This is a genomic window from Ferrovibrio sp. (genome assembly GCF_046297895.1).
Classification (GTDB): domain Bacteria; phylum Pseudomonadota; class Alphaproteobacteria; order Ferrovibrionales; family Ferrovibrionaceae; genus Ferrovibrio.
In genome coordinates this window covers 37,361-52,213 of the sequence record NZ_JBKBHC010000004.1, presented here as the reverse complement: position 1 = coordinate 52,213, position 14,853 = coordinate 37,361, and the positions used below count along the sequence as shown (strand labels likewise).

Below are 14,853 nucleotides of genomic sequence, written 5' to 3'. Positions count from 1 at the left end.
CCGGGATCAGGATTGCAGCTTGGACGACAGAGACCGCAAATCGGCCGTTGTGCGCTCCAGGCGCTGCGCCAGCACCCGCATGATCTCGATTGCGATCTGCGGGAAATCGGTGATCAGTCGGAAAAACAGGTCCTTCTCGATGCGCAGGGTGGTCACCTCGGTTGCGGCGATCACAGTGGCCGTGCGCGGCACATCGCACAGGATGGCGATCTCGCCGACGAAATCATTCTGTTTGAGATGCGCCACCTTTAATTGCCCCGCCGGAGCATCCACCATCACATCGGCCTCGCCGCCGATGATGACGAACGCAGCATCGCCCGGATCGCCCTGCCGGAACAGCACGTCGCCGGGCTTGTAGGTCAGGCGCTGACTGGTAAAGGCCAGCAGTTTCAGCTTCGAGGCCTCGATCTTGGCGAAAAGCGGAATCCGCCGAAGCAGTTCAACTTCTTCGTTCAGGCTCATAACCCAATCTCCATCGGCTCGGCGCCGCTCAGAAAATTCAAGCGGGAGCCAACATCTGCTTGAAGCGACCATGCTTCTCGCAGAGTTCAGCATAAGGGCCGCATTGCGCGATCCGTCCATGCTCAATCACGACCACGATATCGAAAAGCTCGCAATCGGTTGCACGCTGCAACGACCAGATCAGGCCGGCATCCTTGCGCGCCTCGATCACCGCCTTCAGCACCTGGGCATGGCTGCGCGGATCGAGCGTCGCGGTCGCCTCCGATAGCATAAGCCAATCGGGACGCTTCACCAGCGCGCGCGCAATCGCGAGCTTCTGGCGCTGGGCGGCACTCAGCCGCGCGCCTGCAATGCCCACGTCGAACTGCATGCCAACCTCTATGATCGGCACGCGCAGTTGCATCTGCTCCACCACATCGGCCATGACGTGGCCAATCTTCTCCTGGGCCTGGGCCTGGCCATAGGCAACCCGGCCAAACAGAATGTTGTCGACGATACTCGACGAGACGGTGAACTTGTCTGGATCGAAGAAAGCGATCGCATCCCGCCGGCCTGCCGGCAAGGTATCGGCAAATATCTTGCGCGCCTTGAGAATTGCATCGCGCTCGGCTTCGTTGAAATGCCCCAGGCGGTGACGCGCCAGAACGAGCCTGAATGGCAGCGACATCAGCCTGACCCGATCCGCCTCGGCCAGTTGCTCCAGTGCGTCGGGCTTGGTCCGCTGTAGAAGCTCCTTGTAATCGGGCAGGTCGTCGGAGGAAATGAAACTGAACTGCTGGAAGAACTCGTGCTCCGGCGGCAGGTCGGCGAACAGTTCGACCATCGTGCCGGCCACTTCGTAGCCGATCTGCAGGAAGCGTTGGCGCAGGCCGACCGCATCCAGAACGCTCAGCACATGCGGATCGCGCGCTAGGTTGTCTTCCTGATACGTGGCGTCGCGTGCGGTGCCGAACATCAGATTTTCGGCCACGGTCGCGTTGCTGTTGTAGCGCGCGGGATCCCAGTTCTCGACCAGATCGGCCAGCGCGCCGCTGCTCAGCTTTTCGCGGAAAGCCATGCGGGCGGCTAGCACGCGCTCGGCCACATCCGGGCGACGGCGCGGATCGACCGTGCCCCGCATACCGATCTGATAGACATCTTCATCGAAGCCCGCGGCACGCAGAGCTGCAATCGCCACCTCAACGATATCCTCCGGTCCCGTCGCGCCGGCCGCGGCATAATCGGTCCAGTCTGAATCGGGGTCGTAGGGCGAATTGCCGGATGCCAGTGCCTCACCAAGCTCGCGTTCGAAGCGCGCACGCTCGGCGCCTTGCAGTTGGCGCTGGATCATCGGCCGGTGGCGCAGGCCAAGGAACAGGTTGTTGCCCAGTGTCGTATTGAAGATGTAGCTGGACGGACCGACATAGGCGAGCCGCCGGCCGGCGACGGTTTCCGGCAAATCGGCCAGATTCCGCTCGTTAATAAGCACCTTGCCGCGGTCTGGCGCCTGCATGCGCGCCAGCAACTGCAGCATTTCGTCGCGGCCATGGTCGCCCACCACGGCCACTCGCGATGGCCAGGGCAGACTGAGTGTCAGATTCTCCAGAATCGGCTGGTCCTGATCGTCGTGGAACGATACGCCGGAGATCGCGACCGGCCCGGCCAGCGAAACCGGCTCGGCCGGCTCCGCGTCCTGGTCCGCCGCATCGCGCAGCCCTTCCGGCTCGAACTGGCTCACGACCTGCTCGTACTTCTGCTTCACGTCTTCGCGGGTCTGGTAATGGTTGAGCAGTTCCTTCCATGGCGCCCCCATTTCCTTGTGGGCATTCACCGCCGCCACCACGGTACCAACATCCATATGTCCCTGGATGGTGAGATACCCGCCGATGGCGTAGAAGAAGAAAGGACCAAGTTGCTGAATGAAGTTGTTCAGAAACTTGATCATGAATTTACGCTGGAATATCTCGACCCGGATCCAGTAGCTGATGCTCAGGCGGCGGGTGAATTCCGCCAGCATCGGATGGGCCGCGTCATGGGTATGCAGCTCCGGTATGCCGCTGATGGTTTCGCCGATCCGGTCTGACAGGCGGCGCTGGTTCTTGATGCGCTCGCGCCCCAATGCACGCACCTTGGCTTGCATTTTCGGAACGAAGTAGAACTGGATCGGATACAGCGCCACGGCCGCCATGGCCATCAGCGGATTCTGGAGCAGCAGGAAAGCAAAGATCACCAGCAGCATGCCGCCCTGAAAGATCGGCAATGCGAAGCTTTCCCCGATGAAACCACCAATCGGCTCGACCTCGGCGATCACCATGGGGATGATCTCGCCCTGGCTGGTGCGCCGGAAGGTCGGCAGGGGAAAGCGCAGGATGCGCGCGTATAATTCATAACGCAGGCGCCGCAGCATGCGCTCGCCCGCCACACCCTGGAAATAATTGATGACGTATTTGAAAGCCTGCTGGACGATCACAAGGGCGAGGAACCCGCAGCAGAGCAGCAGCAGATAATGCGTATGATCGAGGTTCAGCAACCCCAGGCCGAAGACGTCGATCGGAAAGCTGACATCCTTGCCCTGGATGCCCTGGTTGACGATCGTCTTGGGCATGCTGAGATAGTAATAATACGGAACGAATGAAATCACCGACAGGACGGTGATGATAACCTGCTGCTTGAGGCTGTATTTTAGGATGAAACTATAGAGGTTCTTGTCCACGGAACTTTTCCCCTAGCCCGGCCAGACCTTAGCCGATCGCCTGCCGCCCGCCAATCGCCGAGACGGAACGGGAACGGTCTAAGAATGACTATCATCTCAGGGCCTTGGCCTGCCCTGCGGGCCTATGCCATAGTCCCGGCATCTGAGCTCCCATTGGGGGAGGGGGATACCTGAATGGTTTCGCGCAGCGACGGCACCCGTGTGCTGATCTACAGCCACGACACCTTCGGCCTTGGCCATTTGCGCCGATGCCGAACCATTGCCCATGCGCTGGTCGAGCGCCACAAGGACATGTCGGTGCTGATCCTTTCAGGCTCGCCGATCATCGGCAGCTTTGACTTCCGCAGCCGGGTCGATTTCGTCCGGATTCCTGGCGTGATTAAACTGCGCGATGGACAGTACACCTCGTTGAACCTGCCCATGGATATCGAGGAAACGCTGAAGATCCGCGCCGAGATCATCCAGCACACCGCCAAGATCTTCGATCCCGATATCTTCATCGTCGACAAGGAACCCCTGGGCCTGCGCGGCGAGGCCCTGGAAACCATGAAGATGCTCAAGACCGGCGGCACCCGTCTGGTGCTTGGCCTGCGCGACGTGATGGACGAACCCAGCGCGCTGGCCCCGGAATGGGAGCGCAAGAATGTCATGCCGGCGCTGAAAAGCCTGTTCGACCAGATCTGGGTCTATGGCCTGCCGCAATTCTGCGATCCCTTGGAAGGCATTGCTCTGCCCGAACGCGTGCGACGCAAGGTCGTCTATACCGGATACCTGCCGCGATTCTCGCCCGAAGCTCTGCCGGAACACCAACTGCCTGAAATCACACAGCGGCCCTTCCTGCTTGTTACACCGGGCGGCGGCGGCGATGGCGAAGGCCTGATCGAATGGGTATTGCGGGCCTATGAAAGCAACGAGATGCTGCCCTACCCGGCCCTGATCGTGCTGGGGCCGTTCATGCAGCGCGAGCGCCGCGCCGACTTCCTGGCCCGGGTGGCCAAACTGCCGCGCGTAGAGGCCATAACCTTCGATGCGCATATGGAACACCTGGTACAGAACGCCGTCGGCGTACTGGCCATGGGAGGCTACAACACCTTTTGCGAAATCCTCACCTTGGACAAGCGCGCCATCATCGTTCCCCGCAAGCGGCCGCGCATGGAGCAGTTCATCCGCGCCAACCGCGCGCAGCAGCTCGGCCTTGTCCGCATGCTGGAGGATGACGGCATCTACGATCCTGCCGTGATGGCCAATGCGCTGCGCAACCTGCCGCGCCAGCCGCTGCCGTCCGAAATCGTCATTCCCGGTTTGCTTGAGGGACTGGATAACGTCGACCGTCTGGTGCAGCCATGGCTGCGTCCTGCCTCGGCGCCGGCGTCCAACGTGGTCGGCTTGCGCGGCTGATCCGCGCCTTATTGCGTTTTCCAGAAGTCATGTCCGCGTCCCCGTCCCCTTCGGTCGCCTTCATCCTGAAAGGCTATCCCCGCCTGTCGGAGACCTTCATTGCCCAGGAGATTGCCGCGCTGGAAGCGCGCGGCCTGGACATCCTGATTGTATCCCTGCGCCATCCTACCGACACCAAACGACACGCCCTGCACGGCCTGATCAAGGCACCCCTGCTATATCTGCCGGAGTACCTGTACCAGGAGCCTATGCGTGTGCTGCGCGGCTGGTGGCATAGCCGCCGCCTGCCCGGCTACCGAGTCGCCCTGAAACAATGGCGTCAGGACCTCAAACGCGACCGCACACCCAACCGCATCCGTCGCTTCGGTCAGGCCCTCGTGCTGGCCGCCGAATTGCCTCCGCAATATCGCCATCTGCACGCCCATTTCATCCACACCCCGGGTTCGGTGGCGCGATATGCTGCGATGATGCTGGAACTGCCCTGGTCGGCCTCTGCCCATGCGCGCGACATCTGGATCACTCCGGAATGGGAGAAACGCGAAAAACTCGGTGATTGCCGCTGGATGGTGACCTGCACCGCTCATAACGTGACCCACCTCACCGCACTGAGCGATCCGGGAAAGGTGTCGCTGGTGTATCACGGGCTTGACTTCGGCCGCTTCCCCGAACCGCCTGGCTGGCGGCCGCCGCGGGATGGCCGGGACCCGGCCGACCCCGTGCATCTGGTCTCGATAGGCCGTGCCGTGGAGAAAAAGGGCTTTGACATCCTGCTCGCGGCCCTCGCCCGTCTGCCACGAGGCCTGCATTGGCGCTTTACCCATATCGGCGGCGGGCCGCTGCTGCCGGCCTTGAAGGCGCAGGCGGCCCAGCTTGGGATCGCCGAGCGCGTCGCGTGGCGCGGGGCCCAGGCGCAGGAGGAGGTGATCTCTGCCTATCGCGAGGCCGATATCTTCGCTCTGGCCAGCCGCCGCGACCGTGACGGCGACATGGACGGGCTGCCGAATGTGCTGATGGAGGCGCAGAGCCAGGCACTGCCCTGCGCTGCGACCGCCATCTCCGCCATTCCGGAACTGATCGTCGACGGCGAAACGGGATTGCTGGTGCCGCCAGAAGATGCCGATGCCATGGCCGTTGCCCTCAATCACCTGATCGTCGATCCGTCCTTGCGGGCACGCCTGGGCAATGCCGGTGCGCAGCGGGTACGGCGCCTTTTCGGCATGACCGCCGGCATCGATTTTCTGGCCAACCGCTTCGGCCTGGCATCCTAGGCCGCAAGAGCCATGCGGATCGGTTTTTATGCCCCGCTCAAGCCGCCAGATCATCCGGCGCCATCAGGCGATCGACGCATGGCGCGGCTGTTCATGCAGGTATTGGCCGATCTTGGTCACCGGGTCGATATTGTATCGACCCTGCGCAGTTACAACCGCAAAGGCGACTCCGGGCACGAGTCGGAGACCGTCGCGGCAGCCGCGATCGAGGTCGAACGGCTCAGCGCAGCCTGGCAAGCCGATCCGGCAACGCGGCCTGACCTGCTGTTCACCTATCACGTCTATCACAAGGCCGCCGATTACCTGTGCCCTGCCCTGAAGCGCCGCTTCAATCTGCCCTACGTGATCGCCGAACCATCGGTGGCGCCCAAGCGCGAGCATGGCCCCTGGGCAGCCGGCTATAGGCAGGCCGCCCTCGCCATCCGCGCGGCGGACATCCTGCTGCCGATCACCGAACTCGATCGGGTTTGCCTGTCTGCATTTGCAGGTGCGGACAAGGTGCAGGTTTTCCCGCCCTTTCTGGACCACGAACCCTTTGCCGCGGCGGCCGATGCGCGCGGCAGGCATCGCGATGCCGTCAAACGGCTCCATGGCCTGGAACCGGAAAAACCATGGCTGCTGGCCGTCGGCATGATGCGCGCCGGCGACAAGATCGCCTCCTTCCTGCGGCTGGCGGAAATGCTGAAGCTTGGCATGGACGCAGAATGGCAGATTCTGCTGGTGGGCGATGGCCCAGAGCGCAAGACGGCTGAGCAGGCTTTCGCCTTTGCCGGCAACCGCGCACGATTTACCGGCCAGCTTGATTCCCAGGACCTGCCGGGCCTATACGCGGCCTGCGATCTTTACGTCTGGCCCGCGATCAATGAGGCCTATGGCATGGCGCTGCTGGAGGCGCAGGCCGCGGGCCTGCCCGTGCTGTCCGTGCGTACGCGCGGCGTGCCTGATGTCGTGCGTCATGGCGAAACCGGGTGGCTGGCGATGGATGACCGGCCTGAGACCCTGGCGGCGGCACTCCGCGGCATCCTCGGCGATAAAGAGCTGAGACGCAGCATGGCGGCCACCTCAATCCGCCATGTCGCCGCGCATCTGTCGATGACAGCCGCCCGGCAGCGGCTGAGCGCCGCGTTCGCCCCACTGGGGCTGCCGGCATGACTAGGCTGATCCTGATGCGTCACGGCGTGACCGACTGGAATCAATCCGGCCGCCTGCAGGGGCGCGCCGACATTCCTCTGTCCGATGCCGGACGCGGGCAGCTTGCGGCCCAAATCCTTCCGCAGGCCTACCGCCAACGCATCTGGTACAGCAGTCCGTTGCTGCGCGCGCGGCAGACGGCCGAGGCGCTCGGCATCCAGCCGCTGGTCGAACCGGCGCTGATCGAAATGGATTGGGGAAGCTATGAAGGCCATACGATCGCTGATTTGCGTATCGAGCATGGCGCCGGTTTCATAGAAAACGAAGATCGCGGCCTCGATCTGCAGCCGCCAGGTGGCGAAAGTCCGCGCCAGGTGCAAGCCCGCCTGTTGCCCTGGCTGCAGCGCCTGACCGTTGCCGGGCAGGATGCCGGCGCGATCACCCATAAAGGCGTGATCCGGGCCATGCTTGGCCTGGCCTTCGACTGGCCGATGCTGGGCAAGTCGCCGATCAAGCTGGATTGGCGCTGCCTGCAGGAATTTCGTATCACTGACACCGGTCGGCCCGAATTGCTGGCGGCCAATATTCCGCTGGAGCAGAAGGCATGACCGCATCGCGCGTGATGATTTATGTGCAGCACCTGCTTGGAGTAGGCCACCTGCACCGCGTGGCGGCCATTGCACGCGCCTTTGCACGCCATGGCTGGGACACGCTGCTGGTTTCCGGCGGCATGCCCGATCCGACCCTGCACGGCCTGGAAGGCGTACGGTTAGAGCAGCTGCCACCGGCCCGCGCCCAGGATTCCAGCTTCAAGATCCTGCTGGACGAAACCGGGGCGCAGATTACCGATGACTGGCGCGCCATGCGCCTACAGCGCCTGCAGAGCATCTTCGACCGCTTCATGCCCGATGCCCTGCTGACGGAACTGTTCCCCTTTGGCCGCCGGCCGATGAGATTCGAGCTGCTGCCGCTGCTGGCGCATGCCAAGGAGCTGGCAAAACGACCAGCAGTGTTCTGCTCGGTGCGTGACATCCTGGTGGACCGCACCAAACCGCAGCGCGACCTGGACAGCATCGCCTGGCTGCAGGATTACTACGACGCCGCCCTGATCCATGGCGATCCCGCCTTCGTGCCGTTCCAGACGACCTTCCCGCTGGCCGAACGGATCGCCGGCCAGTTGCACTACACCGGTTACATCGTCGAGAACCATGCCATCCCGCAGACATCGGCCGGCCGGGATGAGGTGCTGGTATCGGCGGGCGGCGGCGCCGTCGGCATGCCGCTGTTCCACGCCGCGGTGGCTGCGCGCCCGCTCTCTTTGGCACGCGACAAACCATGGCGCATCCTGGTCAGTCCGCACGAGAAGCCCGATGCGGTGGACGAATTGCGGCGTGTCGCGGGCAGCGGCGTGACCATCGAGACCGTGCGCCCGGATTTCCCCGGCATGCTGCGCCAATGCCTGCTCTCGATCAGCAAGGCCGGATACAATACCGTGATGGAGACCCTTGCCAGTAACGCAAAGGCCGTGGTGGTGCCCTTTGCGGGCGGCGAAGAGACCGAACAGGCCCTGCGGGCCAACCTGCTGGCCGAGCGCGGCCTGCTGCAGGTATTGCGCGAGACCGATTTGGCTCCGATCACGCTGGCCGCCGCCATCGACCGTGCCCTGACGGCACCGCGACCTCCCGGCCCGGGTATCCGCCTGGATGGTGCCGACGAAACCGTCCGCCTGGTGCGCCAGTTCGTGGATCGGCGGACATGACGGTCGGGCCTGCTGCCTGGGCGGCCCTGACGGCCGAGCTTGACCTCTGGGCTGCAGAAGGCCGCCAGGCCGTTTTCTGGTGGCGCGACGATGATGCCGTAAAGGTAACCCCGTCCCTTGAGAGGCTGGCAAACCTGCAATCCACCAGCGCTATACCCCTCGCCCTGGCGGTGATCCCGGCCCAGGCCGAAGATGATCTCGCCGGCTTTCTGGCCACCCGGCCCAATATTGCTGCGCTGCAGCATGGATATGCGCATCGCAATCATGCTGCAGCCGGTGCCAAGAAGTCGGAGTTTCCGGCCGGGCGACCACTCGCCCTGCAGCTAGAGGATGTCCGCCTGGGTCAGAGCCTGCTGGCGCCCAAATTTGGCGGCGCGCTGCTGCCGGTTTTCGTGCCGCCATGGAACCGCGCCGCCCCCGACATTCTGCCTGGCCTAGCCGACCTTGGCTTCCGGGCGATTTCCGGGTTCACCCCCCGCCCCGGCTATTGGGCCGGGCCGGGCCTGGCCTGGCTGAACACCCAGATCGATCCCATCGACTGGCATGGACAGCAGAATCACATTGCCGCCGCCGCCGGTCTGCAAGCCGCGGCCGAGCTGTTGCACGCGATGCGCGCGGGAGGCCAACCGCTGCAGCCGATAGGATTTCTGACCCACCACCTGCGGCACGATGCCTTCCTGTGGGATTTTACGGCGGAATTCCTGGCGACCGTGGCCCAGCACCCGGGCAGCCGCTGGGTGGGCACGAACGAGGCCCTAGCCGTCGGCCGCCCCCCCACCCCTGTCATGCAGGCGTCATGACGCGGCTGTATTACCCCCTCGCCCGGCTCTGGCCGGACTATCTTCGGGCCGGGATCGGGCTCGCCATCTGCCTGGGACTGCTGTTGTTTGCCACGCCCCAATCTGTCATTTTCGTATTGTTGGTCGGATTGAGTTTGCTACTGGCCTGGCTTGGCGCCATCACGCTATGGCGCCAACAGATCGAGATCGTACTCGACGCGTCCGGAGTGGCACGGTCCAGCCGATGGGGTTTGGGGCGGCAGTTGGTCATGCCGTGGTCGAGCCTTCGCAGCGTGACCCTGCGGTATTATTCCACCCGCCGGGACCGCAGTGAGGGCTGGCTGCAGCTGGCAATCGAAGGGGAACGCGGGATCTTGCGGGCTGACAGCGATCTGATCGGATTTCCGATGCTGGTCGAGCATGCCATGGCTGCCGCCCGGCAGCATGGTATTGTCCTGAGCGATGCGACACGCCTGAATGCCGACCGTCTGGCCGGTCGGGGGACAGACCGATGAATGACGTCCGGGCCGACAGCAACGTCCTCGAGGTCAGCGACCTGCAGGTTCATTTCAACCTGCCAGAAGGCCTGATCAAGGCCGTCGACGGCATCAGCTTCCAGATCCCCAAGGGCCGCACGGTCGCTCTGGTCGGGGAGTCAGGTTCGGGCAAATCAGTGGTCAGCCAGGCCATCATGGGCATCCTGCCTCGCCTGGCCCGCATAGCCGGCGGCGAAATCCTCTTCCGCGACCCGCAGAAGCCGCAGCAACCCGCCATCAATATCGCTGCCCTGCCGCAGGGCTCGCCGCAGATGCGCCAGCTTCAGGGCGGCCGCATTTCGATCATCTTCCAGGAGCCGATGACCTCGCTCAGTCCGCTCCATACCATCGGCAACCAGATCACCGAGTCCCTGCAACTGCATCGCCATGTCAGCGACGCGGAAGGCAACGAACTGGCCACTGATATGCTGCGACTGGTGGGGTTTCCCGATCCGCAGCGCGCCATGCGCACTTTTGCCTTCGAGTTGTCGGGCGGCCTCCGACAGCGCGCCATGATTGCCATGGCTCTGGTTTGCCGGCCGGCCCTGTTGATCGCGGACGAGCCGACCACCGCGCTGGACGTCACGATCCAGGCACAGATACTGAAGCTGCTGAAGGACCTGCAATCCGAACTCGGCATGGCGATCCTGATGATCACCCACGACCTGGGCGTGGTTGCCAACATGGCTGACGAGATCGTGGTGATGTATCACGGCAAGGTTATGGAGCGCGGCGGCCTGCATGACATTTTCGAGCAGCCTCAGCATCCATACCTGAAAGCCCTGCTGAAGGCGGTGCCGCGCTTTGATATGGAGCCCGGTGAACGGCTGGTGCCGATCCGCGAGATCAAGGGCGAGGTCGGCACGCTGCTGCGCAGCGGCCGGAATACGCAGGCCAGCGCCATGGCGGGCGAACCGCTGCTGGAAGTCGATCATGTCAGCAAGTCCTTCACCCTGCGCAAGGGCGGGCTGTTCGGCGGCGGCAAGCTCAGCCAGGCAATTGCCGTCGACGATGTCAGCTTCACGGTCCTGCGCGGCGAATGCCTGGGCCTGGTGGGAGAGTCTGGCTGCGGCAAGACCACCACCAGCAAACTGGTGATGCGGGCCATGACGCCCGACAGCGGCAGCATCCGCTTCCATGACGGCGACAAGCTGGTTGACGTGCATCGCCTGGAAGACGACGCCTTGTTCCGTTACCGGCGCAAGGTGCAGTTCATTTTCCAGGACCCGTTTTCCTCGCTTAATCCGCGCATGACGGTGTTCGACATCGTATCCGAGCCTCTGGTGATCCATGGCATCGGCGATGAGGATGAACGCTTTGAACGGGTCAAGGAATTGATGACCCTGGTTGGACTCGACCCGCGATTCCTGCGCCGCTACCCGCATTCCTTTTCTGGCGGCCAACGCCAGCGTATCGGTATTGCCCGCGCGCTGGCGCTGCAACCCGATCTCCTGATCTGCGACGAACCCGTCTCGGCGCTCGACGTTTCGATCCAGGCGCAGATCCTGAATCTGTTGAAGGATCTCAAATCCGAACTGGGGCTGACATATCTGTTCATCTCGCACAACCTTGCGGTGGTGGACTACATCGCCGATCGCATCGCCGTGATGTGCGCCGGTCGGCTGGTCGAGATCGCGCCGCGCGATCAGCTTTTTTCCAATCCGGTACATCCCTACACGAAGGCCCTGCTGGCTGCGGTGCCCAAGCCTGATCCATCGAGCCGGCTGGACCTGCGCCTGCTGATGGAAGGCAAGGCCTCAAATCCGCAATCATGGCCACGCCCCTTCACTATCGATGGCGGCAGCAGGCCGCACATGATCGAGGTGGGGCGCGGTCATCTCGTGCGTGCCGCCGATACTGCAGATTTTCGGGATCTTGTTGCATGAAGGCCATTCTCCGCCTCATCCTGTTCACCGCCATTCTGAGCATGCCTTTTGGCAGCGGCCATGCCCAGGTGCCGGAAATGGTGGAAACGCCGATGCTGGCCGGAGAGGTTGCTGCCGGCAAACTGCCTCCGGTAGCCGAGCGGATTCCGGCCTCGCCGCTCATCCTTGCCCTCAAGCCGCCGAAAGAGGCTGGTCAGCATGGCGGCGAACTGCGCACCCTGATCGGACGGGCGCGCGATGTCCGCCTTCTTAATGTGATCGGTTATACGCGGCTGGTCGTGTATGACGAAAAGTATGGCTTTGTGCCCGACTTGGCCGAAAAGCTGGAAGTCGAGGATGACCGCGTCTTCACCTTTCATCTGCGCAAGGGCCATCGCTGGTCTGATGGCCATCCCTTTACCGCGGAGGATTTCCGCTATTACTGGGAAGACGTTGCCAACAACCGCGAACTCAATCCTGCCGGTCCGCCCGCCAGCCTGCTGGTCGATGGCGAGAAGCCCAAGGTGGAATTTCTGAACGACACCACGATCCGCTATAGCTGGTCGAAGCGTAACCCCGCCTTCCTGCCGCGCATCGCCGGCACCTCGGCGTTCAACCTTTATCGCCCGGGTCATTATCTCAAGCAGTTCCATGCAAAATATGCCGATCCGCAGAAGCTGGCGGCCATGGCCGCCGCTGAAAAGCGCGTCAACTGGGCGGCGCTGCACAATCGCATGGACAACATGGTGGAAGGCGACAATCCCGATCTGCCGGGCCTGGATGCATGGGTGATGTCTACCCGGCCGCCGGCCGTGCGTTTCGTGGCCGTGCGCAATCCCTATTTCCACCGCATCGATTCCAACGGCCGCCAGCTGCCCTATATCGACCGCATCATATTCAGCCAGGCCGATGCCAAGTTGATTCCGGCCAAGGCCGGCGCCGGCGAAGCGGATCTGCAATTCCGCAACGTCACCTTCAACAATTTCACTTTCCTGAAGGAGAACGAGAAGCGCGCCGGGTACAAGACACTGCTGTGGCGCACGGCAAAGGGCTCGCACTTCACGTTATACCCCAATCTTAACGTGAACGACCCGGCCTGGCGCTCCCTGCTGCGCGACGCGCGTTTCCGCCATGCGCTTTCCCTGGCCATCGACCGCCAGGCAATCAACGAGTCGCTCTATTTCGGTCTGGCCATCGAGTCCAACAACACGGTGCTGCCCGACAGTCCTTTGTTCAGGCCAGAATATCAATCCACCAACGCCACGCTCGACGTCGCCACGGCCAACCGGCTGCTCGACGATCTTGGCCTGACCAAGCGCGATGGCAACGGCATCCGCCTGATGGCGAATGGCCGGCCACTGGAGATCGTGGTGGAGACTGCAGGCGAGGATACCGAACAGACCGATGTGCTGGAACTGATCGGCGAGAACTGGGCCAAGATTGGCGTGAAGCTGTTTGCCAAGCCGAGCCAGCGCGACGTCGTACGCAACCGCATCTTCTCTGGCGAGGCCGTCATGTCGGTCTGGGCGGGCCTGGAGAACGGCCTGCCCACAGCCAATACCAATCCGGCGGAGCTCGCACCCACCTCCCAATACGGTCTGCAATGGCCTAAATGGGGCCAATGGCACGAGACCAGCGGTCAGTCCGGCGACCCCATCGACATGCCGGCGGCGCGGGAACTCTACGACCTGTACGAGGCCTGGATGGCGACCGGCGACATGGCCCAGCGCGAACGCATCTGGCACCGCATGCTTACCATCCATGCCGAACAGACCTTCAGCATCGGCGTGATCAGTGGCATCTTCCAGCCGATCGTAGCCAGCAGGAAACTGGTCAACATCCCGAAGGAAGGGGTTTTCAACTGGGATCCCGGCGCCTTTGTGGGTCTCTACCGCACCGAAACCTTCTGGCTGCGGCCCTGAGCGACGGCTGGATCAATGCTTCTGTATCTCGCGCGCCGCCTGCTGCTGATGATCCCCACTCTGCTGGTGATCAGTCTGTTCATTTTCATCATCATAAAACTGCCGCCCGGCGACTACCTGACCAACCAGATCGCCGAATTGCGCGCCCAGGGCGAAACCAGCGCGCTGGAGCGCGCCGAATTCCTGCGCAGCCAGTATGCCCTGGACCGGCCCATGGTGGAACAGTACGCGATCTGGATGGGCTTCTGGCCGGGACCGAATGGCTTTTCCGGCCTGCTGCAGGGCGACTGGGGCTGGTCGTTTGAATACAACCGCCCCGTCGGAGAGTTGATCGGCGACCGTCTTGTGATGACGGCGATCATCAATTTCTTCACCATCCTGTTCATTTACGTTGTCGCCTTCCCAATCGGCGTGTACTCCGCCACGCGGCAGTATTCCTGGGGTGACTACGGATTCACCCTGCTGGGTTATATTGGCCTTGCCACGCCGAATTTCCTGCTGGCCCTGGTGCTGCTGTATTATTCGAACCGCTGGTTCGGGGTATCGATGGGCGGCCTCGTTGATCCGGAGCTGATCGATCAGCCGTGGAACGCGGAGAAGATCGGCTCCCTGATGGCGCACATGGTGGTGCCGGTGATCGTGATCGGCACATCGGGCACCGCCGCGATGATCCGCCGGCTGCGGGCGAATCTGCTGGACGAGCTGCAGAAGCAGTATGTCACGACGGCGCGCGCCAAAGGCCTGCCGCCGCTGCGCCTGCTGGTGAAATACCCGATCCGCATGGCGCTGAACCCTTTCATTTCCGATATCGGCAACCTGCTGCCGTCCGTCGTGTCGGGTTCGGTGATCGTGTCTGTTGTGATGAGCCTGCCAACCGCAGGGCCGATGCTGCTTGGCGCCCTGCAGTCGCTGGACCAGTATCTGGCGGGATCGTTCCTGATGTTCCTCGCCCTGCTCACCGTGGTCGGCATGCTGATTTCCGACATCCTGCTGGCTCTGCTTGATCCGCGCATTCGCCTCACCGGCGGCGTGGCGAAATAG

12 protein-coding genes are annotated in these 14,853 nt (G+C 62.9%); 10 read left to right on the top strand and 2 right to left on the bottom strand.

What is annotated here, in order from left to right; all coding sequences use genetic code 11:
* Positions 1 to 6 precede the first annotated feature (6 nt).
* Positions 7 to 462, bottom strand: a complete 456-nt coding sequence (locus tag ACK4FK_RS07325) for a cyclic nucleotide-binding domain-containing protein (RefSeq protein ID WP_409743237.1) — start codon at positions 460 to 462, stop codon at positions 7 to 9.
* Positions 463 to 499: 37 nt separating this feature from the next.
* Positions 500 to 3,154, bottom strand: a complete 2,655-nt coding sequence (locus ACK4FK_RS07320) for an ABC transporter transmembrane domain-containing protein (RefSeq protein ID WP_409743234.1) — start codon at positions 3,152 to 3,154, stop codon at positions 500 to 502.
* A 174-nt stretch (positions 3,155 to 3,328) separates the two neighbouring features.
* Here ACK4FK_RS07320 and ACK4FK_RS07315 point away from each other — a divergent pair, with 174 nt between their 5' ends.
* The 10 genes from ACK4FK_RS07315 to ACK4FK_RS07270 all read left to right on the top strand — a co-directional run bounded on the left by ACK4FK_RS07315 (position 3,329) and on the right by ACK4FK_RS07270 (position 14,853).
* Positions 3,329 to 4,552: a glycosyltransferase family protein gene (locus ACK4FK_RS07315; protein ID WP_409743231.1), complete on the top strand. Its 1,224-nt coding sequence runs from the start codon at positions 3,329 to 3,331 to the stop codon at positions 4,550 to 4,552.
* 29 nt (positions 4,553 to 4,581) lie between these two features.
* The gene (locus ACK4FK_RS07310; protein ID WP_409743228.1) at positions 4,582 to 5,820 is read left to right on the top strand and encodes a glycosyltransferase family 4 protein; all 1,239 of its coding nucleotides are present in this window, start codon (positions 4,582 to 4,584) and stop codon (positions 5,818 to 5,820) included.
* Between the two features lie 78 nt (positions 5,821 to 5,898).
* Positions 5,899 to 6,972 (top strand): glycosyltransferase family 4 protein, encoded by a 1,074-nt coding sequence (locus ACK4FK_RS07305; protein ID WP_409743224.1) that lies wholly within the window; start codon positions 5,899 to 5,901, stop codon positions 6,970 to 6,972.
* Positions 6,969 to 7,559, top strand: coding sequence for a histidine phosphatase family protein (locus tag ACK4FK_RS07300; RefSeq protein WP_409743221.1), 591 nt, complete (start codon positions 6,969 to 6,971; stop codon positions 7,557 to 7,559). The genes ACK4FK_RS07305 and ACK4FK_RS07300 overlap by 4 nt, the downstream gene beginning before the upstream one ends.
* Positions 7,556 to 8,710: a glycosyltransferase family protein gene (locus ACK4FK_RS07295; protein ID WP_409743218.1), complete on the top strand. Its 1,155-nt coding sequence runs from the start codon at positions 7,556 to 7,558 to the stop codon at positions 8,708 to 8,710. The genes ACK4FK_RS07300 and ACK4FK_RS07295 overlap by 4 nt, the downstream gene beginning before the upstream one ends.
* The gene (locus ACK4FK_RS07290; protein WP_409743215.1) at positions 8,707 to 9,510 is read left to right on the top strand and encodes a polysaccharide deacetylase family protein; all 804 of its coding nucleotides are present in this window, start codon (positions 8,707 to 8,709) and stop codon (positions 9,508 to 9,510) included. Before ACK4FK_RS07295 ends, ACK4FK_RS07290 begins: the two co-directional genes overlap by 4 nt.
* Positions 9,507 to 10,004, top strand: a complete 498-nt coding sequence (locus ACK4FK_RS07285; protein ID WP_409743212.1) for a hypothetical protein — start codon at positions 9,507 to 9,509, stop codon at positions 10,002 to 10,004. The genes ACK4FK_RS07290 and ACK4FK_RS07285 overlap by 4 nt, the downstream gene beginning before the upstream one ends.
* Positions 10,001 to 11,911 (top strand): dipeptide ABC transporter ATP-binding protein, encoded by a 1,911-nt coding sequence (locus ACK4FK_RS07280; RefSeq protein WP_409743210.1) that lies wholly within the window; start codon positions 10,001 to 10,003, stop codon positions 11,909 to 11,911. Before ACK4FK_RS07285 ends, ACK4FK_RS07280 begins: the two co-directional genes overlap by 4 nt.
* Positions 11,908 to 13,812: an ABC transporter substrate-binding protein gene (locus ACK4FK_RS07275; protein WP_409743207.1), complete on the top strand. Its 1,905-nt coding sequence runs from the start codon at positions 11,908 to 11,910 to the stop codon at positions 13,810 to 13,812. The genes ACK4FK_RS07280 and ACK4FK_RS07275 overlap by 4 nt, the downstream gene beginning before the upstream one ends.
* 15 nt (positions 13,813 to 13,827) lie before the next feature.
* Complete coding sequence (locus tag ACK4FK_RS07270; protein ID WP_409743204.1) at positions 13,828 to 14,853, top strand: ABC transporter permease; 1,026 nt, start codon at positions 13,828 to 13,830, stop codon at positions 14,851 to 14,853.

Coding starts and splice junctions, on each gene's coding strand:
- ACK4FK_RS07325 (WP_409743237.1), bottom strand. CDS start 462: ATGAGCCTGAACGAAGAAGTTGAACTGCTTCGGCGGATTCCGCTTTTC.
- ACK4FK_RS07315 (WP_409743231.1), top strand. CDS start 3,329: ATGGTTTCGCGCAGCGACGGCACCCGTGTGCTGATCTACAGCCACGAC.
- ACK4FK_RS07310 (WP_409743228.1), top strand. CDS start 4,582: ATGTCCGCGTCCCCGTCCCCTTCGGTCGCCTTCATCCTGAAAGGCTAT.
- ACK4FK_RS07305 (WP_409743224.1), top strand. CDS start 5,899: ATGGCGCGGCTGTTCATGCAGGTATTGGCCGATCTTGGTCACCGGGTC.
- ACK4FK_RS07300 (WP_409743221.1), top strand. CDS start 6,969: ATGACTAGGCTGATCCTGATGCGTCACGGCGTGACCGACTGGAATCAA.
- ACK4FK_RS07295 (WP_409743218.1), top strand. CDS start 7,556: ATGACCGCATCGCGCGTGATGATTTATGTGCAGCACCTGCTTGGAGTA.
- ACK4FK_RS07290 (WP_409743215.1), top strand. CDS start 8,707: ATGACGGTCGGGCCTGCTGCCTGGGCGGCCCTGACGGCCGAGCTTGAC.
- ACK4FK_RS07285 (WP_409743212.1), top strand. CDS start 9,507: ATGACGCGGCTGTATTACCCCCTCGCCCGGCTCTGGCCGGACTATCTT.
- ACK4FK_RS07280 (WP_409743210.1), top strand. CDS start 10,001: ATGAATGACGTCCGGGCCGACAGCAACGTCCTCGAGGTCAGCGACCTG.
- ACK4FK_RS07275 (WP_409743207.1), top strand. CDS start 11,908: ATGAAGGCCATTCTCCGCCTCATCCTGTTCACCGCCATTCTGAGCATG.
- ACK4FK_RS07270 (WP_409743204.1), top strand. CDS start 13,828: ATGCTTCTGTATCTCGCGCGCCGCCTGCTGCTGATGATCCCCACTCTG.